Source organism: Microbacterium sp. LTA6, from assembly GCF_045690355.1.
Classification (GTDB): domain Bacteria; phylum Actinomycetota; class Actinomycetes; order Actinomycetales; family Microbacteriaceae; genus Microbacterium.
This window is the reverse complement of record NZ_CP147855.1, coordinates 404249-424698: the sequence shown is the minus strand read 5'-3', so window position 1 is coordinate 424698 and position 20450 is coordinate 404249. Positions and strand designations below refer to the sequence as shown.

The 20450-nt window shown below is 67.4% G+C and carries 24 protein-coding genes; 21 read left to right on the top strand and 3 right to left on the bottom strand.

The features are described 5' to 3' along the window. Positions 1–5: 5 nt before the first annotated feature. From LTA6_RS01980 to LTA6_RS01950, 7 genes are all read left to right on the top strand, one after another. A complete protein-coding gene (locus tag LTA6_RS01980) occupies positions 6–2459 on the top strand; it encodes a M14 family zinc carboxypeptidase (protein WP_407358528.1) in 2454 nt (817 codons plus the stop codon). A gap of 105 nt (positions 2460–2564) precedes the next feature. Continuing rightward, positions 2565–2852 (top strand): hypothetical protein, encoded by a 288-nt coding sequence (locus tag LTA6_RS01975; protein ID WP_341975786.1) that lies wholly within the window; start codon positions 2565–2567, stop codon positions 2850–2852. 86 nt (positions 2853–2938) lie between these two features. Further along, a complete protein-coding gene (locus tag LTA6_RS01970) occupies positions 2939–3547 on the top strand; it encodes a sigma-70 family RNA polymerase sigma factor (protein ID WP_363544707.1) in 609 nt (202 codons plus the stop codon). Continuing rightward, entirely contained in the window at positions 3544–4020 is a 477-nt protein-coding gene (locus LTA6_RS01965) for a hypothetical protein (RefSeq protein WP_407358527.1), read from the top strand. The genes LTA6_RS01970 and LTA6_RS01965 overlap by 4 nt, the downstream gene beginning before the upstream one ends. A gap of 13 nt (positions 4021–4033) precedes the next feature. Then, positions 4034–5557, top strand: coding sequence for a S8/S53 family peptidase (locus LTA6_RS01960; RefSeq protein ID WP_341975782.1), 1524 nt, complete (start codon positions 4034–4036; stop codon positions 5555–5557). Between the two features lie 20 nt (positions 5558–5577). Further along, positions 5578–8049: a CHAT domain-containing tetratricopeptide repeat protein gene (locus LTA6_RS01955; RefSeq protein WP_341975781.1), complete on the top strand. Its 2472-nt coding sequence runs from the start codon at positions 5578–5580 to the stop codon at positions 8047–8049. A gap of 65 nt (positions 8050–8114) precedes the next feature. Next, a complete protein-coding gene (locus tag LTA6_RS01950) occupies positions 8115–8909 on the top strand; it encodes an NAD-dependent epimerase/dehydratase family protein (RefSeq protein WP_407358526.1) in 795 nt (264 codons plus the stop codon). A 64-nt stretch (positions 8910–8973) separates the two neighbouring features. Here LTA6_RS01950 and LTA6_RS01945 read toward each other — a convergent pair whose 3' ends face one another. Next, positions 8974–9366, bottom strand: a complete 393-nt coding sequence (locus LTA6_RS01945) for a hypothetical protein (protein ID WP_341975779.1) — start codon at positions 9364–9366, stop codon at positions 8974–8976. 85 nt (positions 9367–9451) lie between these two features. Beyond that, the gene (locus LTA6_RS01940) at positions 9452–10252 is read right to left on the bottom strand and encodes a hypothetical protein (RefSeq protein WP_407358525.1); all 801 of its coding nucleotides are present in this window, start codon (positions 10250–10252) and stop codon (positions 9452–9454) included. Between the two features lie 147 nt (positions 10253–10399). Here LTA6_RS01940 and LTA6_RS01935 point away from each other — a divergent pair, with 147 nt between their 5' ends. The 9 genes from LTA6_RS01935 (at position 10400) to LTA6_RS01895 (ending at position 14822) form a co-directional block, all read left to right on the top strand. Continuing rightward, positions 10400–10846 (top strand): Asp23/Gls24 family envelope stress response protein, encoded by a 447-nt coding sequence (locus LTA6_RS01935; protein WP_341975777.1) that lies wholly within the window; start codon positions 10400–10402, stop codon positions 10844–10846. After that, positions 10843–11034 (top strand): DUF2273 domain-containing protein, encoded by a 192-nt coding sequence (locus tag LTA6_RS01930; protein WP_407358524.1) that lies wholly within the window; start codon positions 10843–10845, stop codon positions 11032–11034. Before LTA6_RS01935 ends, LTA6_RS01930 begins: the two co-directional genes overlap by 4 nt. A gap of 337 nt (positions 11035–11371) precedes the next feature. Continuing rightward, positions 11372–11938, top strand: a complete 567-nt coding sequence (locus tag LTA6_RS01925) for a hypothetical protein (RefSeq protein ID WP_407358523.1) — start codon at positions 11372–11374, stop codon at positions 11936–11938. After that, entirely contained in the window at positions 11935–12549 is a 615-nt protein-coding gene (locus LTA6_RS01920; RefSeq protein ID WP_407358522.1) for a hypothetical protein, read from the top strand. Before LTA6_RS01925 ends, LTA6_RS01920 begins: the two co-directional genes overlap by 4 nt. Before the next feature lie 114 nt (positions 12550–12663). Then, positions 12664–12837 carry a CsbD family protein gene (locus LTA6_RS01915; protein WP_341975773.1) on the top strand — a complete coding sequence of 58 codons (174 nt, stop codon included), beginning with the start codon at positions 12664–12666 and terminating at the stop codon, positions 12835–12837. A gap of 63 nt (positions 12838–12900) precedes the next feature. Continuing rightward, positions 12901–13167 carry a GlsB/YeaQ/YmgE family stress response membrane protein gene (locus LTA6_RS01910; RefSeq protein ID WP_407358521.1) on the top strand — a complete coding sequence of 89 codons (267 nt, stop codon included), beginning with the start codon at positions 12901–12903 and terminating at the stop codon, positions 13165–13167. Between the two features lie 116 nt (positions 13168–13283). Further along, positions 13284–13850, top strand: a complete 567-nt coding sequence (locus tag LTA6_RS01905) for an RNA polymerase sigma factor (RefSeq protein WP_341975771.1) — start codon at positions 13284–13286, stop codon at positions 13848–13850. Then, on the top strand, positions 13847–14473 hold the full coding sequence (locus LTA6_RS01900; protein ID WP_407358520.1) for an Asp23/Gls24 family envelope stress response protein: 627 nt from the start codon (positions 13847–13849) through the stop codon (positions 14471–14473). Before LTA6_RS01905 ends, LTA6_RS01900 begins: the two co-directional genes overlap by 4 nt. Beyond that, a complete protein-coding gene (locus LTA6_RS01895; protein WP_407358519.1) occupies positions 14460–14822 on the top strand; it encodes a hypothetical protein in 363 nt (120 codons plus the stop codon). Before LTA6_RS01900 ends, LTA6_RS01895 begins: the two co-directional genes overlap by 14 nt. A gap of 75 nt (positions 14823–14897) precedes the next feature. On the opposite strand, the gene LTA6_RS01890 is transcribed toward LTA6_RS01895, so the two are convergent. Beyond that, positions 14898–15752, bottom strand: a complete 855-nt coding sequence (locus LTA6_RS01890; RefSeq protein WP_407358518.1) for an SDR family oxidoreductase — start codon at positions 15750–15752, stop codon at positions 14898–14900. Between the two features lie 96 nt (positions 15753–15848). Between LTA6_RS01890 and LTA6_RS01885 the strand changes: the two genes are divergently transcribed. The 5 genes from LTA6_RS01885 to LTA6_RS01865 all read left to right on the top strand — a co-directional run bounded on the left by LTA6_RS01885 (position 15849) and on the right by LTA6_RS01865 (position 20442). Next, positions 15849–16217 (top strand): helix-turn-helix domain-containing protein, encoded by a 369-nt coding sequence (locus tag LTA6_RS01885; protein WP_341975767.1) that lies wholly within the window; start codon positions 15849–15851, stop codon positions 16215–16217. 105 nt (positions 16218–16322) lie between these two features. Continuing rightward, complete coding sequence (locus tag LTA6_RS01880; RefSeq protein ID WP_407358517.1) at positions 16323–17864, top strand: APC family permease; 1542 nt, start codon at positions 16323–16325, stop codon at positions 17862–17864. A gap of 2 nt (positions 17865–17866) precedes the next feature. Beyond that, the gene (rraA, locus tag LTA6_RS01875) at positions 17867–18334 is read left to right on the top strand and encodes a ribonuclease E activity regulator RraA (protein WP_407358516.1); all 468 of its coding nucleotides are present in this window, start codon (positions 17867–17869) and stop codon (positions 18332–18334) included. Positions 18335–18363: 29 nt separating this feature from the next. Beyond that, positions 18364–19218 (top strand): tRNA pseudouridine(38-40) synthase TruA, encoded by an 855-nt coding sequence (gene truA / locus LTA6_RS01870; RefSeq protein WP_407358515.1) that lies wholly within the window; start codon positions 18364–18366, stop codon positions 19216–19218. A gap of 324 nt (positions 19219–19542) precedes the next feature. After that, the gene (locus tag LTA6_RS01865) at positions 19543–20442 is read left to right on the top strand and encodes a helix-turn-helix domain-containing protein (protein ID WP_407358514.1); all 900 of its coding nucleotides are present in this window, start codon (positions 19543–19545) and stop codon (positions 20440–20442) included. Positions 20443–20450: the final 8 nt, after the last annotated feature.

The window sequence follows — 20450 nt, the reverse complement described above, 5'->3', positions numbered from 1 at the left end:
CGGCCATGGCTGCTTTTCGGTGCACAGTGCCGGCGACGCCGGCGAACCTGCTCGTCGTCGCCCAGCTCGACACCGATGGCAGCATCGCCGCCGACCACCGCATGGTGGTCGGCGGCGAGCTCCACCTGGTGCTGACGGATGCCGAGATCGGCATCGTCGAGACGCTCGGGCTGCCGGTCACCCGGGTCTCGGAACTGCAGGTCCGCGATCTCCGCGACGACGTCGGCGGTGGTCTGGCCGATATCGCGACCGGATTCGTCTCGGGGTATCTCGACGGTCCCGGCGTGGCGGCGGCGATCACCGCACTCGCGGCGGCGCATCCGACTCTGTGCGCACTCACCACGCTTCCCGAGGCCACCCTCGGATACGACGGTTCCCTCGCATCCGCTGCGGGGCCGGCACCCGTTCAGCTCCTGCGGATCACGACGACCCCGGCATCCAAGAGCAAACCGGGGATCCTGCTGATCGGTGGCACGCACGCGCGCGAGTGGATGAATCCGCTCATCGCGATCGAGTTCGCGGCGCAGCTGCTGAACAACTACGACCCGGCGAGCGTCGATCCGGAAGTGCAGGCGATCACCGCGCTCGTCGACGGCCTCGACATCCTGATCGTGCCGGTGCTCAATCCGGATGGGCTGACGTTCTCGGTGCATGACGACGCAGGCTGGCGCAAGAACCGGCGGAACAACGGCGGCGGATGCTTCGGCGTCGACAACAACCGCAACTATGAGGTCTACTTCGGGGGAGCAGGCTCCTCCGGCGCCTCCTGCAATGACACGTTCCGCGGAGCATTCGCCTTCTCGGAAGCGGAGAACCGCAACATCCGGTGGGTGCTCGAGCAGTTTCCGAACGTGCTCGTGGGAGTGGATGCGCACTCGTACGGCGAGCAGATCCTGCGTCCGAACCCGGCCGGCGGCAGTTTCGTGGCATCCGAGCCGGTGTCAGCCGCCGATGAGGCGATCTATGCGGGGCTCGAGACGACGCTGCGCACCGCGATCCAATCGGTGAACGGCAACGCCTACTCGCTCGGCACGACATCGAACCATGCGGGTCCGTCGGACGAGTACATGTTCTTCGCGCATCGCGTGTTCGGCTTCAACACCGAGTGCGGGCTCGACTTTCAGCCGCCGTGGGCGCAGGCGACCCCCGTCATCGCCGAGGTGACGACCGGGCTGCGCGCGCTCGCCGAAGCGACCAGGACCCTCACCGTCACGACACCCGCCCCGCTGAGCGTCGTCCAGTGCATCGACCGGACCGGCAGCATGGTCGCCTTCGGCTACGAGTCCGCGGCGCGGCAGAATGCCAAGCGGTTCATCGATCTGCTGTCCCTCGGCGACAGGACCGCCGTGGTCAGCTTCGCCGACCCCGCTCCCGGGGTGACCCCGCCGGCCGACCGCGCACGGGTGGAGGCGCCGCTCACGCAGCTCGACGATCCGGGTGACGCGGCGACGATGAGGGCCGCGGTCGACGGCATCGCCTTCGGCGGCTGGACCCCGATCGGCGCCGGAATGATCGCCTCGGCCGGCGAGCTGACCGGGGCAGCGCCGCCGCGCGCGGTGCTGCTCGTCTCCGACGGGTTCCAGAACGTCGACCCGACGGTCGCGACGGCGCTCGCCGCGCTTCCCGCGGGCCTCCGCGTCTACACCGTCGCGCTCGGCCCCGCCGCAGACGCCCCGCTCCTGCAGTCGATCGCGACGTCCACCGGCGGGCTGTTCCTCAACAGTCCCACTGCACTCGACCTGCACCTCGCCTACAACGATATGCGCGCGGGTCTCACCGATCAGGGTCTCGTGGTCAACCGGATCGACAGTGCGCCGATGATCGACATTCCGGTCGAGCCGGATGCCGATGAGCTCACGGTGAGCGTCTCGACGCCGTCGGGCACGCTCGGGCGGGTGGTGCTGATCTCGCCCTCCGGACGGGCAGTTCGGGTGGACGACTGGGGCGTGCGGATGAGCGGAGGCGACGGATACGTCAACGTCACCGTCCTCCGCCCCGCCGTCGGAATCTGGCGGCTCCTGCGCGGCGCGCGGGGTGACCGCGGCGATCGCGGCCAGCGGTTCGCGCGACCCGTGGCGAGTGCGGTCGCCGCCTTCGTCCGGTCGCCGCTGCGTCTGAAGCTCCGGCTGCCGGACGTGCTCAAGGAGGGACAGCCGTCGACACTGGAGGTGCGGGCGCGATTCGAGAAGCATCCGCTCACCGCACCCCGAGTCAGCGTCGCATCGGTCGCGCACCCGCGCCTCCTGCTTCCGGAGAATCTCGACCCTGACCGCGAGTCCGAGAAGCTCCAGGGCATCCTCGCGAAGCACGCCCGTCTGCGGCCGCGCCACCTGACCTGGGGCGGGACGGCCGCTGTGCTACCACCGGGCTTCTCGAGCGTGAGCATCCGCATCGAAGGTCGCCTCCCCGGCGGTTCGCCCTTCGTGCGCGTGGTCAGGCGGAGCGTCCGGGTGATCTGAACAGGGATGCCTCCCGATGTTGTATCGCGAGGCGCCCTGCGCCCTCTTCTCTTATGTGGAGGCGCACAGGATGCTCCACCCCATCAACGTCCAGGAGGTCGAATCATGAACACCACCGTCGCCGCGGAGAGTCTCGAGCAGGCCGTCAACCGACTGGCCCGCACCTTCCGAGAACTCCTCAGCGGATCCCAGGGAGCCCAGGAAGTCATCTGCAGTCTGCAGTTCGCGGAGGCGGAGGCGCTCGCCGAAGTTCTCGAGGCCGGGCTGCACCGCGATGTGGCGGCACGTTTCATGCATCGATGGGCGCTCACCGAACCCGACTGGGATGACGAGAACGGCGACGTCATCCGGCGATGGCTCGCCATCGATGTCGGAGCCGCGCCGTCCAACTGAATCGGTGTCACCGGAGAATTGGACGTTTGGCCATGTATCAGGCACCGCCCTATCGCTCTCTCCTCGCTGTGGACACAATTGACCGTATGACGCAGGAGGGCACCGTTGACGCGGTCGATTCCACCGAGCCCGCGCGCTGGGAACGCGCGGGCTCCCTCTTCGTACGCTGGCGTGACGGCGACGGCAGCGCGATGGACGAGCTCGTGCGGCTCATGACTCCTTCGCTGTGGCATGTCGTGCGCGCCTACGGGCTCGACGCCGCCCTCGCGCAGGACGTCGTGCAGACGACGTGGCTGACGCTCGTCCGCAGGCACGAGTCGATCATCGAGCCGCTGGCGATCTCGGGGTGGTTGACGATGTGCGCGCGCCGCGAGGCGTGGCGAGTGGGCAAAGGGCACCGGCGCGATGACGCGACCGAAGTGGAAACGCTCGAGTATCACCTGCCTCCGCAGGAGTCGGCCGAGCAGAGCGCTGAGGTGCAGGACGACCGTCGTCGCCTGTGGATCAGCGTCGGAACGCTCGACGCACGATGCCAGCGACTGCTGCGGGTCATCGCGTTCGAGGAACGACCCGACTACGCCCACATCGCTGCAGATCTCAGAATGCCGATCGGGTCCATCGGACCGACGCGCCAGCGCTGTCTGGGTAAGCTCCGCGCCCTGCTCGAGGGCGACGGCTGGGGAGGAAGATCATGAGCATGAACGAAGAGGGCCAAGGCCCCGAGGTCGCGCTGTTCGCGCGGCTTCGTGAGATGTGGCGGGAGGCGGATCCCGAACCGGACGACCTCGTCGACCGGATGGTCGCGGCCGTCGCTGTCGAGGACGTGTCTCGCGCGTATGAACTGCTGACGCTCGTCGAGGGATCACCGCTCGCGGTGATCCGCGGTGAAGCCGACACCGCGACGCTGCAGTTCAGCGACGGGAAGACCAGCGTGCTGCTGCACGTGACAGCGACCGAAGACGGCTCAAGGCGTATCGACGGGTGGGTGGACGCCGAGGCTCTCGCCATCCGCCTCACGCAGGGGGAGCGCGACTGGTCGGCCGGCGCCGGCGACAACGGGCGCTTCGAGTTCGACTCGATACCCGCAGGCGTCTCCAGGATGCGCATCGTGGTGCGGGCCGCTGACGGCGAGCTGCACGAATTCCAGACCCCCCAATTCGAAGTGTGAGTGAGGAGCCGACGTGAGCGATCAGGGCGTGGAGACCAGGCGGAATCCCGATGACTGGCGGAAGGTCAGGCGGTTCACGCTGCTGGACCCCTCTGGTGAGGTGCCGGGCACCGTCTTCCCGGCGTTGTACGTCTCCGACGAGCTTCTGGTCGATACCGGCGAGGCGGACGCCCGCGCGGTCGAGAGGCTGCGGGCGCTTGCGGAGAAGTCGGGATGGACGGTGGACGCCGGCGAGAGCGGCGGAAACATCGAAGACCCCCGCATCGACCCCCAGAGAGGCATGCCGATTCCGCGATCTCGTGGCGTGAGCAGGTCCGTGCGTCTCCGCCTGGGTATGGCCAAGGAGGCGGAGCACGTCGTCGCGACACCCGACGCGTGGGCGCTGCTGCGGCAGGCGCGACGCACCGGCTGGGGGAAACGCGGGATCAGTCTGAACCACGTCCTCACGACCGACCCCATCGGTCTGAACCCGTTCAAAGCCAACCCGTTCAAAGCGAATCCGTTCAAAGCGAATCCGTTCAAGGCGAACGCGGGGACAGTCGGCATCGGGAGCTACGGCGAGCTCGGCTCCGGCGGCCTGCAGCCGGTGACCTACCTCGGGGCGAAGCCGACCCGCCGCCATCCTGATGCGATCCGTCCCATCGTCGCGGTCTTCGACACCGGCTGGGGAGAACACCCGTGGCTGAAGGATGCCGTCATCGAGCCGCGCCTCGGCGCCGGCGAACCGATCGGCATCGAGCCGGAATCGCCGACGAATCCGGAGCGCACACCGTCGCTCGCCGAGCCGCTCGACGGCATCTTCGACGATGCCGCCGGGCATGGCACCTTCATCGCCGGAATCATCCACCAGGAATGCCCCGACGCGTTGATCCTTCCGGTACGTGTCGCCGACGGCGAGGGGGTCATCCTCGAGAGCGACCTGATCGGAGCGCTGGGCCGGCTCGTCGAGTTCATGGACGACAGCGCCCTCGAATCGAAGCGAGGTGGCTCGAAGGTCGCGGTGCTGAATCTGTCGTTCAGCTTTCACCACGAGACACCCGATGACCCGGACACCGTGTCCGAGCTCAAGAGGCTCCTCGACGAGATCCGCATGCGGGACTGCGTCGTCGTATGCTCCGCGGGGAATGAAGCAACGTCGAGGCCGACGTACCCGGCCGCGATCCCCTCGAACGATCCCGGCCGTCATGTGTCGGTCGGCGCGCTCAACCCATCCGACCGCTCCATCGCGTTGTTCTCCAACATCGGGGACTGGGTCGAGGTGTACGCCCCCGGTGTCTCGCTGCTCTCCACGGTGCCGATCACCTTCGAGGGCGGCATCCAGGCGGGCACGAGGGATGACGGCCACGGGCATCGTCGGGAGACGCTCGACGTCGACGACTTCCGGGGAGGGTTCGGGGTGTGGAGCGGCACGTCGTTCGCGGCTCCCGTGGTCGCCGGGCGGATCGCGGCGCGAATCGTGGCCGGCGAGAGTCCTGATGCGGCGAAGAAGAGCGTGGTGAAGGAACTCACCGCACAGGACCACTCGCGGATGGACTGACCACCCGCCATCCTGAATGCATGAGGCTATCCGCCGCAGAGCTGCACCGTCGGGGTCGCGCCCACCTGAACGCGGGGCAGAACGCTGCTGCGCGGCGGGTGCTGCTCCTCGCGGGCCAGCGCACCGACGACCCGGATCTGCGTGCTCGCATTGCGGGTTCGCTCGCCGCGCTGACGATCCGCCAGGGTGATCCGGATGCCGCTGCGCAGCTGTGCCAGCAGGCGCTCGCGCTTCCCGGGGTGTCGGATGGCACCGCGGCGATCGTCTACGGCCAGCTCGGTCTCCTCGCGCTGGAGAGAGGCGCGCTCGATGAGGCGGTCGCCCTCCTGGACCGGGGGATCGCGGGGATCCGCGACGAGGTGGAGTATCGGGCGCCGATGCTGGTCAATCGCAGTGTCGCGCACAGCCAGGCCGGACATCTGGCGGCGGCGCGTGCCGACGTCGAAGCGGCGGCCAGCGACTACCAGACGGTCGGGGGTGAGGTCGAGCGGGCGATGGCCATGCACAATGCCGGTTATATCGCGCTGCTCGAGGGCGACCTCATCGTGGCGCTCGAGACGATGGGGGAGGCCAGGGGTGCGCTCGCCGCGGCCTCCGCTGTCAACGCCGCCATCTGCGACCTCGACCGCGCAGAAGTGCTCCGGGATGCCGGACTCGCTCGCGAAGCGGAGCAGAGCCTCGAACGGGTGGTCGGCGTCTTCGCCGCGAACCGCATGCGGCAGGCGAAGGGTGAGGCGCAGTTCCACCTGGCGCGGTCTCTTCTCACGCACACGCCCGTGCGAGCGGCGGCGACCGCGACCGTCGCCGCCCGCACGTTCCGGGGGATCAGCAGTGAGTGGTGGGCGCTGCGCGCCGACGCCCTGCGTCTGCGCGCGCAGCTCGCGCCCGTGGCCGAGCACTCCGGCGAGCGGCGGCGCGTGCCGGCAGCCGCGGTCGCCGAGGCGGACGCCGTCATCGCGGCGCTCCAGGCGAGAGACCTGCGTGCCGACGCAGAGGCGCTGCGGTTGACTCGAGAGCTCCGGCTCGCGGACCACCCGCATCCGGCGGCACCGCCGGCAGCCATCCGCACGCCGGCCGATGCTCCGCTGCAGGTGCGCCTGCTTGCACACGAAGTGCGATCCGCTCGCGCTGCGGCGCGCGGAAACGAGTCCGGCGCGAGACGGCATGCTGCCACGGGCCTGGACGCGCTCGCCGAATGGCAGCGGTCGTTCGGCAGCCTCGACCTCGCGACGTCGCTCGTGATGCACGGCGGCGGGTTGATCTTCGCCGGGCTCAGATCCGCCGTGCGTTCGCGGCGGCCCGACGTCGTATTCGACTGGTCGGAGCGCGCTCGGCACCTCAGTCAACAGACGATTCCGGTGCGTCCGCCGCGGGATGAGGCGCTGGCCGCGGATCTCGCCGAGCTTCGGATGCTGCGCTCCGAGTCCGGAGCGGGCGACTGGCTCGCATCGCCTCGTGCCGCCGAGCTGAGCGAGCGGGTCCGCCGTCGGCAGTGGTCTTCGACCGGTGCGGCGGGGTCACGGGATCGCATCGCACTCGAAGACCTTCGCTCGACCCTCGCGGTGGACACGGCGCTCGTCACCTACGTCTTCGACGGCACGAGCATCACGGCGCTCGCTGTGACCGACGATCTGGCCAGGGTGATCGAGATCGGTCCCTGGGCGCGCATCAGTACTGCCTATGCGGGGCTGCGCGCAGACCTCGACGTCAGCGCATCGGTTCGCTCGGGACCGATGGTGCCGGTCGTGCGGGAGTCGCTCGAACAGCGGTTGGCAGCGCTGTCGTCGGTGCTCGTCGAGCCGATCGTGGAAACCATCGGCGAGAGGCGCGTCGCGATCACCGTGCCCGGCGTCCTGGGCGGGATCCCGTGGGGGATGCTGCCGGGAATGCGCCGCAGAGCGTTCACGATCGCGACATCGGCGAGCCAATGGGTCGCCGACCGGCGGGGAGGGGCCGCGCCGGGGGTGGGCTTCGTCGTCGGCCCCCGTATCTCGCGTGGCCCGGAGGAGATCGCGCGAGCGGCGTCAGCCTGGAACGGGGCAACCGTTCTTCCTCCGGAGGCGGCGACCGTCGACGAGACCGAGAAGCTCGCTTCGACGGTCGGCACCCTCCATATCGCGGCGCACGGCAGGCACTCGGCCGAGAACCCGCTGTTCTCCGGCCTCGAACTCACCGACGGCGCGCTCTTCGGCTATGACATCGACCTCATTCCGAAGGTCCCCGACACGGTGGTGCTCTCGGCATGTGAGCTCGGCCGTTCGTCCGTCCGATGGGGCGAAGAAGCCATCGGGATGACTCGAGCATGGCTGCACGCCGGTACGCGCTGCGTCATCGCGTCTCCCGTTGTGGTCGCCGATGACGTCGCATGCGATCTGCTCGCCGCGATGCACGAGCGGCTCGCCGCCGGCATGGTGCCAGCCGAGTCGCTTGCGCGCGCGGCCGAAGAGACGGGGATCGTGGCCCCTTTTCAAGCCCACGGCGCAGGATTCTGAACCGTTCCCTGACGACGGGGGCGCGCGCAACCGAGGCGCTCACGCCTTCCGCTAGCGTCGACTGAATGAACGAGACACGCGCACAGCGCTGGGCCATCACGGGAGCCGCCGGCACCATCGGCACCGCTCTCCGGGAGCACCTCGCCGACACGTCCGTCGAACTCGTGTCGATCGATGTCGCGGAGATCACGCGGGTGACCCCTTCAGAGCGTCTCCTCCGCTGCGACGTCGGCGATCTTGCGGGTCTGGAAGCGGCATTCGAGGGATGCGTCGGTGTCATTCACCTCGCCGGAATCGCCGATGAGGCGGACTTCCACGATCTTGCGGAGATCAACATCGTCGGCACTTACCACGTGCTCGAAGCGGCGCGCCGCGCCGAGGTGGGCCGCGTCGTCTACGCCAGCAGCAACCGCGTGACCGGGTTCTACGACGCTGACACTCCGGTGGAGGAGGCGATGCCCCCGCGGCCCGACGGGTTCTACGGCGTCTCCAAGGTCGCCGGTGAAGCCCTGTGCCGCCTCTATTCGGACAAGTTCCATCTCCGCACCATCGCCCTCCGCATCGGCAGCTATGAGCCGATGCCCGGGTCCGCGCGGGAGATGCACACCTGGCTCAGCCCCCGCGATGCCCTCCGCGCATTCGATGCCGCGATGACCACCGACCAGAGGCAAGCAGTCTTCTACGCGGTCTCGAACAACACCGAACGCTGGTGGAGTCTCGAGGCAGGGCGGGCAGCGGGATTCGTGCCGATCGACGATGCCGCCGAGCTCGGGAGCGATCAGCCGCCCTTCCCCAGTGGCCCGCAAGGTGGGGTGTACGCCACGGCGGAGTACTCGGTCGACCGGATGCGTACGGACTGACAGAGGCGTCGCGGCCACGACGTCGTGCTCAGCGGCGGCGCAAGGTGGACGGGCCTCGCAGCGATCAACGGTCCCAAACGTGCCACCACGCCGACCGGCGCCGCTGCCGTCGCAGGCCGTACAACGCGATCAGTGTTTCGTTTCGTTTGGCGCCGAGAAGGAGGATGACGAGCACACCGAACACTGCGAACAGAGCGAGCGCCATCACAATCCCCACCGCGATCCCATCTCCCACGAGCAAAGCACCGATCGCCGCCACAAAGGCGGCCAGTGAGATCGTCATCGCCATCATTGAGTGGTCGATCCCAGATTCGAGCTCAAGCACCGCTATCGCGTATTCAACGTCGACCTGCTCCACCTCTTCGGCGTCGCTGATCCATCGGTTGATCGCCTTGATTCGCTTCCTGGAACCGAGATCTGTCAGGTCTCCGAGCCTCAACCCTGGCCGATACTTCACGCCCACACCATACAACTCTGTGAGGACAACCGCCGATCGGGACCTCATCGATGTCCGGTGGAGGGCGAGCAGCTCCCGATCCCGCTCACCCTTCGCGCGCGCCAGCCTTTGTCGTCGGCGGATGAGCCCCAGCATCGAGGGGGTCGAAAACGGCACCGCCTATCATGAAGATCCCGCGCTGCGGCATCCAGAAGTCACCGAGCTTCGTCTGCTCCTGCAGCGGCCCGATGGCGCCGAGATCTTCGCCGTGGAGCGAAGCCGTGGAACTCTCGACGATCCACATTCGTTTCGGGCTGGCTTTGAAGAGCTGCCGATTCGGAGTGCGTCCGGTCATTCCGATGCGTCCGGCACGCAGCGAGAGTCCAGCGACCGCGCCGAGCATCGACAGGAACCGTTGGTTCTGCCAGAAGCCGGCCGGCAGAGCGCTGGCGACGCCGGACATCATCCGAGTGATCGGTGTGGCGGCGAGGACGACCTTCCAGCGCAGCCCGACTTCGTCGCCGATGCTCACCACGAACGAGCGCTCGCCGATCCAGTCGACCGTGATCTCATGGACGGACGTCGATTCCAGGGCGCTCCCGAAGTAGCGCGGGCAGGAGAGCAGCGCGTCGATGGACGTGTAGATCGTCCAGGCTCCAGTCGGGGTGCGCAGCCAAACGGATGTGTATCCCGGGCCGAGCGACGTGAGGGGAAACCGACGGAGGGCGAGGACGTAGCCCGACGTGAATGGAAGACTCATCAATCCGTAGCCCGAGACTCGCTCCTCGGCGCCGGGCCCGAGTTCGGCGCTGGCCTCTGCCACGGCCACGAGATCGCGAACACTGGGCATGATGCCTCCGGTGCCGACGATACTCGCGTCGGCGAACGAGATGGGGGCGATTCTCACGCGGCGAGCGGTGTGCCATCCGATGGAGTGAGGAGAATTCTGACGAATCTGTGACGTTTTGCTCCTCCCATCCGTCTTAGTGGTGTCGCAGCATTGCGGCCCGCGGTCTTCACCGGCAGCGGACACCTATGGATGAAGGAGCTCAGGATGGCGAATGTGACTGGTGGCACCCAGCCCAAGGCTCAGGTCGTTGCACCGCAGGGAGCGGTTGCAGCAGGCAAGACAACGATCGAGGACGGCGTCGTTGCGAAGATCGCCGGTATCGCCGCACGTGAAGTGAGTGGCGTCTATGCGCTCGGCGGCGGCGCCGCACGCATGGTGGGGGCCATCCGCGATGCGCTCAACACGACTGACCTGTCCCAAGGGATCAGCGTCGAGGTCGGCGAGACCCAGGTGGCCGTCGATGTCACGATCGTCGCGGAGTACCCCGTCTCGCTGCAGAAGGTGTCTGACGAGGTTCGGGCCGCGATCCACCGCGCAATGGTGGAGCTCGTCGGCATGGAGGTCGCCGAGGTCAACGTCACCGTGAACGACGTTCACATTCCGTCGGACGACGACGAGGGTGAGCGTCAGCAGGAGGCACGAGTCCTGTGACCACCTCGGTGACCGGCGCGGCGGTGGGGACCGTGCTCGCGCTCACATGGGTCGCGCTCGGTTTCTGGGCGTTCGTCCTGGTCGCCGTGGCGATGTTCATCGGTGCTGCTGTGGGGCGCATCATCGACGGGCGACTCGATGTGCGGGCTCTTGCGGATGCCTTCCGGGGCAGGCGCTCGTCCTCATGATTCCCGGCCGAACCGAGACGGCACAGGGCGCCGCACCGGGGAGGACGACGGTAACCGCTCGCGCCCTGCAGCATCTCGCAGTCGGTCTGGTGCGGGACGCAGCGAGGGTTTCCCCACGCGACGTCTCCGTCGACCTCTCCGATGAGCAGGGAGCGCTCCGGGTGTCGGTGTCCGTGCCGGTGGCGTTGGCTTCCGGTCGAGGCGAGACCCTCGTCGAACGGGGCGAGGTCATCCGCCGAAGCCTGGTCGATGGCATGCGAGAACTGTCAGGGCGAACCGTCAGCGTGGTTGACGTTCGCTATTCCGGAGTACGTCGAAGCGCTGCGAGGAGGGTGACATGACAACCCAGCAAGCCGTGTATCGCCGCGTGCTGCGCCGAGAGACGCACTCGCCGCGGACCGTGTCGGCTGTCATGGTCGCGTCGCTCCTCTTCATCGTGCTGATCGCGGCAATCACGGGTGCGGTGTGGTGGCTCATGGATGCCGGGTTCAGGGACCAGGCGACAGCGTGGATCTCGGCTCAGTCCGAGAACGGCGGGGGGCAGACGACGCTGACTGCGACTGGAGCGATCTCGGTGCTCGTCTCCCTGCTTCTCCTGGTACTCGCGCTGAGTCCTGGGCGACGCGCGCGTCGAACCCGCACGACGGAGAGGATGGCGTTGCTGGTGGATGACGGCGTTCTCGCCGACGCGGTCGCCGATGCCGTGGCGGTGCGTGGGGGTATCAGCCGGCGACAGGTCTCTGTGACGGTCGGAAGACGTGTCGTCACGGTACGGATCACGCCGACGAGCGGCTTGCCGCTTGACCGGGCAGGAGCCGAAGCCGCCGTGACAGAAACCCTCGCTGAGATCGGATTCGCGGCCACTCCGCGTCTCATCGTGGCGCCGAGGGGAGTGGTGGCATGAACTCGACGAACCGGGTGCTCAACCGTGGTCTGTTGTTGATCTGCGGGCTGATCCTGCTGGCCGGCGGGGCAGCGGCCGTCGTACTGGGGGTGCGCCCGGCCTGGGCCGAGCCCGGGGTGGAACGGTCGACGAAGGCGACGAGTGATCTCCTGGCGCAGGTCGGAACGTGGGTCGTTGATGTCCCGGGGGCGGGGAGCGTCTCCGGCGCAGCAATCGTGCTGATCGGAGTCGCATTGGTTCTGGCTGTCGTGCTGTTGGTTTTCGTCTTCACCAGAGGAAAGGGGAAGACGCCCACCGTGCTGAGCGTAGACGCCGGGAGCGGCCGGACCTCCGTGGATCGGAATGTGGCTGAGGCCGTGCTCGGGGGAAGCATCGCTGATCGGCCGGATGTAATTTCGGCGCGAACAGGCGTCTACCTGGTGAAGCGCGAACGAGCGATCGAGTTGACCGTGACCGTCCAGCGGGGCGCGTCACTCGGTCGAGTTCTGGATGCTGCCGAATCGGCGGTCGACGACTGGGACGCGCTGATCGGTACGTCGGTGCCCGTCATGCTGCACCTGGCCGATCGGAGCTGGCGCGACGGCTTGCGCTCCCGAACCAGGGTGCGCTGAATGCATCGGGGCATCGAGCACCCGAACCTGAGCCCCGAGAACACACTGACCGCAGGCTGTGCCTGCACGATGACCGGTCGCCGAACAGCGACCTGAATGAGAAAAGGAGACGCCATGAGCGCCGAGGACAAGATCAAGGCCGCTGCCGAAAAGGTGGCAGGAAAGGCCAAGGAGGCCGTTGGCCACGTCACCCACAACGACGAGCTCGTTGCTGAGGGCAAGGCTGAGCAGGTCAAGGGCAACGTCAGAGACGCAGCAGAGAACGTGAAGGACGCGTTCAAGAAGTAGCGGCTCGGGTGGGGTCGCATGGGTCGACCTCACCCTCCACCTCTCATCGAAAGGAAAGAGCTCATGGGCTTCTTCGCATTTCTGATTCTCGGCCTGATCGCGGGCGCTATCGCGAAACTCATCCTTCCCGGCAAGCAACGTGGTGGCTGGTTCGTCACTCTGCTCCTGGGAGTCGTCGGAGCGATGCTCGGCGGCTGGCTCGGAGGCCTCCTGTTCAACGCGAGTCTCGACTCGTTCTTCTCGCTCTCGACCTGGGTGCTCGCCGTCGGCGGCTCCCTCATCGTGTTGCTGATCTACGGACTGATCGCCGGACGCCGCTCCAAGGCGTGAGGAAGCGGATAGAACCCGGCACCGATCGCTCGGTGCCGGTGCAAGCTGGGGTCGGAGCAGCGGGGGCTGCTCCGACCCCGTCGGTGCGAGAACGATCGAAGGAGCGGAGGGAGAACATGGACAGCACGAGACCATCGGGCTCGCTCGAGCTCGCTGACGACCGCATCGTCGCAGGGCGGGCCATCGACGGTGACGTCGCCGCCTTCGCCGTGCTGGTGCGGCGCTACACGCCGATGATGCGCGCGTACGCGCAGCGGATGCTGAACGCGTCAGCCGACGTCGATGACATCGTGCAGGAGGCATTCGTGACGGCATGGCAGCGACTGCCGGAGCTCGAAGACCCGGCGAAGGTGAAGAGCTGGCTGATGAGAGTCGTCAGTCGCAAGACCGTGGACCGGATCCGCGCCCTGCGCCCGCAGATCGACATCGACGAGGTCGACCATCCAGCGCCGCAGCATGCAGGCCCACCGCAGGTGGCGGAGGCGCGGGCGGAGGTCGAGGCGCTCAGCAACGCACTGCGGGAGCTGCCGGATGGCCAGCGCGAATGCTGGGTGCTGCGTGAGATCGGCGGGCACAGCTACGACGAGATCGCCGAGCAGCTGGGCATTCCCGTCACGACAGTGCGCGGGCTGATCGCCCGTGCACGGAAGTACATCATCGTGCGGATGGAGGAGTGGCGATGAACGACGAAGACAACGCCCCCGAGCAGCGTTTGCTCGGTTTCGAGCCGGATGATCTCGACGGCCACGCCATCGAGGACCTCACTGACTATCTCGATGCCGGACGGGCGCCCGCTGATCCATCGATCGACGGATCTCCGGGGTGCCAACTGGCGCTCGATGCACTCGAACGGCTTCGCGGGCTCACCCCTGCGTTGGTCGCTGCGGATACCGCGGCGGAGCCGGCGGCCGATGCGCGCTGGGTCGACCGAATCCTCAGCGGCATCGCTTTGGATGCTCGCTCCGGTCGTCGGATCCCGCTCGCCTCACCGGATCCCTCGGTCGACTTCGGCGTGACCGAGGGGGCTGTGCGCGGGTTGATCAGGGCAGCCGAGAACGCTGTTCCCGGAGTCCTCGTCGGTCGGTGCAGACTCGACGGCGACGTGACCCAGATCGGCGCTCCGATCCGCATCGACATCGACGTGAGCGTGCCCTACGGGCAGGTGATCCCGCGCTTGGCCGATCGGCTGCGCGCTGAAGTCGCTGACCGGCTGAATGCGAACACCGAGCTGAACGTCACCGCGATCGACATCACGATCCACGACATCTCACTCTGGGCAGAAGGAGCCGGCGATGACCGAGCATGAAGACGCTGAGCTGGCATCGTCGATCGAGGCGGCGGTCCGGGCCACTCCGGGAGTGAAGAATCTCTACCGCTCGGGGTCTCTGGTGTCCAACCTCGTCGATACGGCAATAGAGGCGCTGGGCCTGCGAGCCGCCGAGGTGCCGCTCGTGTCGGTCACGGGCGGCGAAGACGGCATCACCGTCGAGATGTCTGTCGGTGTCGACGCGTCGATGAACGCCGTCGACACCGTGCGGGCCGTGCACCAGGTCGTTGACGCTGAGCTCGAGGCGGCTGGAGCACAGCGGGCAGGCGTTCGCATCACCGTCGTGCACGTCCACGAGAGCACGTTTCCGATCGACGGCGCTCTCTGACTCTCTCGACAGCGTCGGAGAACACAGGCCGTCCCCGGCCACGCAGGCTGCATGGCCGGGGAGACGTCATTCGGATCAGGCGACCGTGCGGAGTCCCTCGACGAGCGGCGTCGTGGGGCGCCCGATGAGACGGGCGAGTGTGCCGTCGGTGTCGGCGAGCGCACCGTCGCGGATCCCCGCGTCCAGCGCCGTCACGAACCCGACCGTTCCCGCATCCAGCCCCGCCCCTGTCAGGACGGCGGCGTGTTCCTCCGTCGACAGCGCCTGGTAGTCGACCGGCCGACCGGAGACCTCGGCGATCGCGCCGGCGAGCTCGTCGTAGTTCCAGGCGACGTCGCCGCCGAGCTCGTACACCTCGCCGACGTGACCGTCTTCGAGGAGGACCACCGCTGCGGCGTCGGCGAAGTCGCGGCGGCTCGCCGATGCCACGCGCCCCTCGCCGACACTCGCGGCGAGGACGCCGGACTCGGTCGCCTGAGCGAGGGCGCCAGCGTAGTTCTCGGTGTACCAGTTGTTGCGCAGGATCACCGCAGGGATTCCGGAGGCCGCGATGAGCTCTTCGGTGGCCTTGTGCTCTGGCGCGAGAACGAGATCGCTCGTGGTGGCCTTCGGGGCGCTCGTGTACACCAGCTTCGTGACGTCCGCCGCGGCGGCCGCGTCGATGACCGCCCGGTGCTGGGCGACCCGGCTGCCGACCTCGGAGCCGGAGACCAGGAGAACGGTGTCGACGCCATCGACGGCGGCCTTCACCGTGGCGGGGGCGTTGTAGTCGAGTTCGACGACCCGGATGCCGCGTGCGGCCAGGTCCGCCGCTTTCGCCGTGTCTCGGGCTCCGGCGACGATCGACTGCGGCTCAGCGCCGCGCTCGAGGAGGCTGTCGATGACGAGGCGGCCGAGCTGACCGGTCGCGCCGGTGATGAGAGTGGTCATGGGGAAGTCCTTTCGTGGGTGGATCGTCCATGACAACCGGCATCTCGCTACAAACCTTCCAGTCTGTGGGTACCCACTTTGAAGTAAGGTACCTACATGGCCGTTAGTTTCGCGCAGATAAAGGAATCGTCCCCGATGGTGTTCGATCCGGGATGCAGCACGCGCGTCATCCTCGACCACATCATGAGCAAGTGGGGCGTGCTCATCCTCTCGTCGCTGTCGGATGGCACGCGGCGCTGGGGCGAGCTTCGACGAGAGGTCGGCGGCATCAGCGAGAAGATGCTCGCGTCGACGTTGCGCACTCTTGCCGACGACGGCCTCGTGCATCGGGAGTCGTTCCCGTCGGTGCCCCCGCACGTCGAGTACAGCCTGACCCCGCTCGGACGCGATCTCATGGCGCGGATGCTGCCGCTCGTCGAATGGGTGGCGGACAACTCCGACGGGATGCTCGATCGCTCGTCATGATGATCAAACGCGGATTCCGTTGTTCGACCCCTACTAGATGTATGAATTTCGTTGTCAATATTGCTGACTTGACCCGAGAACAGCAGTGGTCGTACTGTTCACAGCATGGTTGCAACGACGCCCATTCATCTGGAACACCCTGAGGGCAAGGGACTGGCGGCCGGCACACTGGGGCTCTGGGGATCCACCGTCATCGGTCTGGCCTCCACCGCGCCCGTGTACTCATTGGTCGCGACTCTCGGCTGGGTGGTGCTCGCCGTCGGCGCGCAAGCGCCCATCGCGTTCATCATCGCGTTCATCCCGATGCTGCTCATCGCCTTCGCGTATCGCGAGCTCAACAACGCCGTGCCCGATTGCGGCACCACGTTCACATGGGGGACCAAGGCCTTCGGCCCCTGGGTGGGCTGGATGGGCGGCTGGGGTGTTGCCGTGGCGGGCATGGTCGTCCTCGCCAACCTCGCGCAGATCGCGTCGGTGTATTTCTGGGCGCTGATCGGCCAGGACCTCGAGAACAACGACCTGCGGGTCGTGATCGTCGCGGTGGTGTTCATCGCCGCGATGACCTGGGTCAGCTGGCGCGGTGTCGAGATCGGCGAGCGCATCCAGAACGTGCTGCTGGGCATCCAGTACCTGGCGCTGGCAGTGTTCGTCGTCGCCGCCTTCTGGCAGTTCGCCGCGGGTACCGCGCCGAACCCCACCCCCTTCGACTGGGAGTGGATGAACCCGTTCGCGTTCACCGACTGGTCCGGCTTCACCGAAGCCATCCTGCTCGCGCTCTTCATCTACTGGGGCTGGGACACCTGCCTCGCCCTCAACGAAGAGACCAAGGATCCGAAGCGCATCCCCGGTCGAGCCGCGCTCCTGACCACCGTCATCCTCCTCGTCACGTACGTCTCGGTCACGATCGCGGCGATGATGTACGCCGGACTCGGCGATGACGCCACCGGGCTCGGCAACGAGGCGAACGCTGACGACTTCTTCCTCGCGATCAAAGACGGGCTGCTCGGCCCGTTCGGCTGGGCGCTCGTGGTCGCCGTCATCCTCTCCGCGATCTCGTCGACGCAGACGACGATCCTGCCGACGGCCCGCGGCACGCTCGCGATGGGTGTGTACCGCGCTCTGCCCGCGAAGTTCAAGGACGTCCACCCCGAGTACAAGACACCGTCGTTCTCGACTCTGGTGATGGGCGTTGTCGCCATCGCGTACTACGTGGGCATGACGCTCATCAGCGACAACATCCTGCAGGACTCGATCCTCTCGCTGGGGCTCGCAATCGCGTTCTACTACGCCATCACCGGCTTCGCCTGCGTCTGGTACTTCCGCGCGGACCTGTTCCGCTCGGCGCACGCGTTCTTCTTCAAGGGACTGTTCCCGCTGCTCGGCGCACTCATGCTCACGGGGGCGTTCGTGCAGTCGGCGATCGACATGTGGGACGTCGACTACGGCTACACCGTGCTGTTCGGCATCGGCGGCACGTTCGTCGTGGGCATCGGGTCGCTCGCCGTCGGCATCGTGCTGATGTTCGTCTGGTTCCTCTTCCCGCGGTCGAAGCGGTTCTTCCGCGGTGAGAGCCTGAACCGCGACACCCAGGTCATGGTTCCGGACGAGCCGGGAGAGTTCACTCGGTCCATCGACGGAGGCATCTGACGATGCCGACTGCCACGGCAGACCTCTACGACGAGCTCGGCGAGAGTGTCCAGTCGCTGCCGACGCAGCTGCGGTCGTTCGGCGGACGGTCCGCGTTCGACGGACCGATCCGCACGGTGCGCTGCTTCGAGGACAACGCCCTGGTAAAGGCGATCCTCGCGTCGCCCGGTGCAGGCTCAGTGCTGGTCGTCGACGGCGGCGGTTCCCTGAACACGGCGCTGATGGGCGACCTGATCGCGGCATCCGCCGTCGCCAACGGCTGGGCCGGTGTTGTCATCCACGGCGCGATCCGCGACAGCGTGGCGATCGGCTCACTCGACCTCGGCGTGAAGGCGCTGGGCACGAACCCGCGCAAGAGCGCCAAGGACGGCGCGGGCGAGGTCGATATCGCCCTCGAATTCGGAGGCGTCGTCTTCCGGGTCGGTGCGCGTCTGTACAGCGACGAGGACGGCATCCTCGTCGAGCGGTGAACCCGGGGACCGTGACTTAGGCTGGATCCGTGCGCATCCGGCTCGACATCGCCTACGACGGTACCCACTTCCGCGGCTGGGCGAAGCAGCCGACGCTGCGCACGGTGCAGGGCACTCTCGAGGCGGCGCTGGCCAGAATCGTGGGCTCGGACGTGCAGTTCGTCGTCGCCGGACGCACGGATGCCGGAGTCCACGCCGCGGGGCAGGTCGTCCATGTCGATCTCGACGACGAGCAGTGGGCGCGCATCGAGCGACGCCACGGCAAAGCAGCGCACGACCCGGCGGGGTCGATCGCGGGGCGCATGCGCGGCGTCCTCGGCGCCTATCCCGACGTGACGGTGCTGCGATCGACGATCGCGCCGGAGGGCTTCGATGCCCGCTTCTCCGCCGTCTGGCGCCGATACCGCTATCGCCTCGCCGACGAGGGTGCCGGATACGATCCGCTGCGTCGGCACGACACCACCGACATCCGTGGGGATCTGGATGAACGGGCGATGGATGCCGCCGCCCGAACTCTCATCGGACTGCACGATTTCGCGGCCTACTGCATCCCCCGTGAACGGGCCACGACCATCCGCACGCTGCTCGACTACCGCTGGGAGCGCGACGCCGAGGGGGTGCTCGTGGCCGAGGTGAAAGCCGATGCCTTCTGCCACAGCATGGTGCGGTCGCTGGTCGGCGCGTGCGCGGCTGTCGGCGCGGGGCGGCTCGACGTCACCGATCCCGTGGTGCTGCGCGATGCGCTGGAGCGCACCAGCGAGTTCAAGGTGCTCGCCGCCCGCGGACTCACGCTCACCGAGGTCGGCTACCCGGCAGACGAACTGCTCGCCACCCGCGCCACCCAGACTCGCGCTCGCCGCGATGGCGAGTCGTCGAGCGACTGACCGGCCCCGAGGTCGGGAACGCATCGTCGGACTCTCTGATCCGGGAAGCTCTGTGGCCGCCTTCCTCCCCAGAGCGGCGGCCACAGAGCTGGACCATCGGGGAGTCGGCTCGACACCCCGATGGTGGCGGATCCGCGGGTGCCACCGGAGAGTGAGATTTCGCGGATCCTACGGTCAAGCTATGGCAGACGTGTTCACTGAACACCTGGGGAAGTGTGATGGATCCACCGTGAACGGCCTGGCACTGACCGTTTCTCCTGGGATCACCGCGCGGAACCGTATGCTGACTCCAGGTCAATGCTTCACAGGGATTGGGGAACTGTGATGAATGAGATGGACAGTTCGGCGGGGGGCTTCGCCGACGAGTTCCGCGCCCTGGTCGAGGAGCGCGGCATCACGCTCACCAGCCTGCAACGTCGACTCACCGATCGGGGCAACCCGGTGTCCATGGCGACGTTGAGCTATTGGCGTTCCGGAGACCGACAGCCCGAAGGGGTGCTGTCGTTGAGCGCGATCGAGGACATCGAGGACATCTTCGGGCTGCACCGAGGTCACTTGACCGGGCTGATCCGGCCGGTGCCACGGATCGGTCGAAAGCCGGAACCGGAGCTCAAACAGACGTTCGCTCTGAACATCGACCAGGAGATCGAGGAGACGGCGCAGGCGCTGGGGACCGTGGCACAGAGCGGAATACGCGATCTCTCCGTGTCGCTCGTCGGGTACGTGGACGCCCACGGGGATCTCGATCGGGTCGTCACTCGTGCGCTGGTGCAGTCGATGGAGGGAACCATCGCGGAAGTGCCGCTCTACGACCTGGCGCCATTCGACGCCCCGGAGACCAAGTCCGTCACGGAAGTGATCGGCGGACGCGTCGATCGCAGTCTTCGGCATCCGCTCGGGCGGGTCGTCTGCGACGTCATCGCCTTCGATGATCCGATCCCGGTCGGCGGTACGGGGCTCATCGAGTTCACCGAGAGCTTCCCGGTCGCCTATCCGGATCGACGCGCGCTCTGGCACGGGGTGGATCGTCCGAACCGGCAGATCCTGCTCTGGGTGCGATTCCATCCTGATGCCGTCCCGGACTGGTGTGAGGAGTACACCGTGGTGGACGAGCAGGAGACGGTGCGGATGCGTACGATCGCGAGTGGTGCCATCCACGTCGCCCGGTTCGGGTTCGGTCCTGGCATCGTCGGCATCCGCTGGGGGTTCGACGCCGACTCTTGACACCGGGG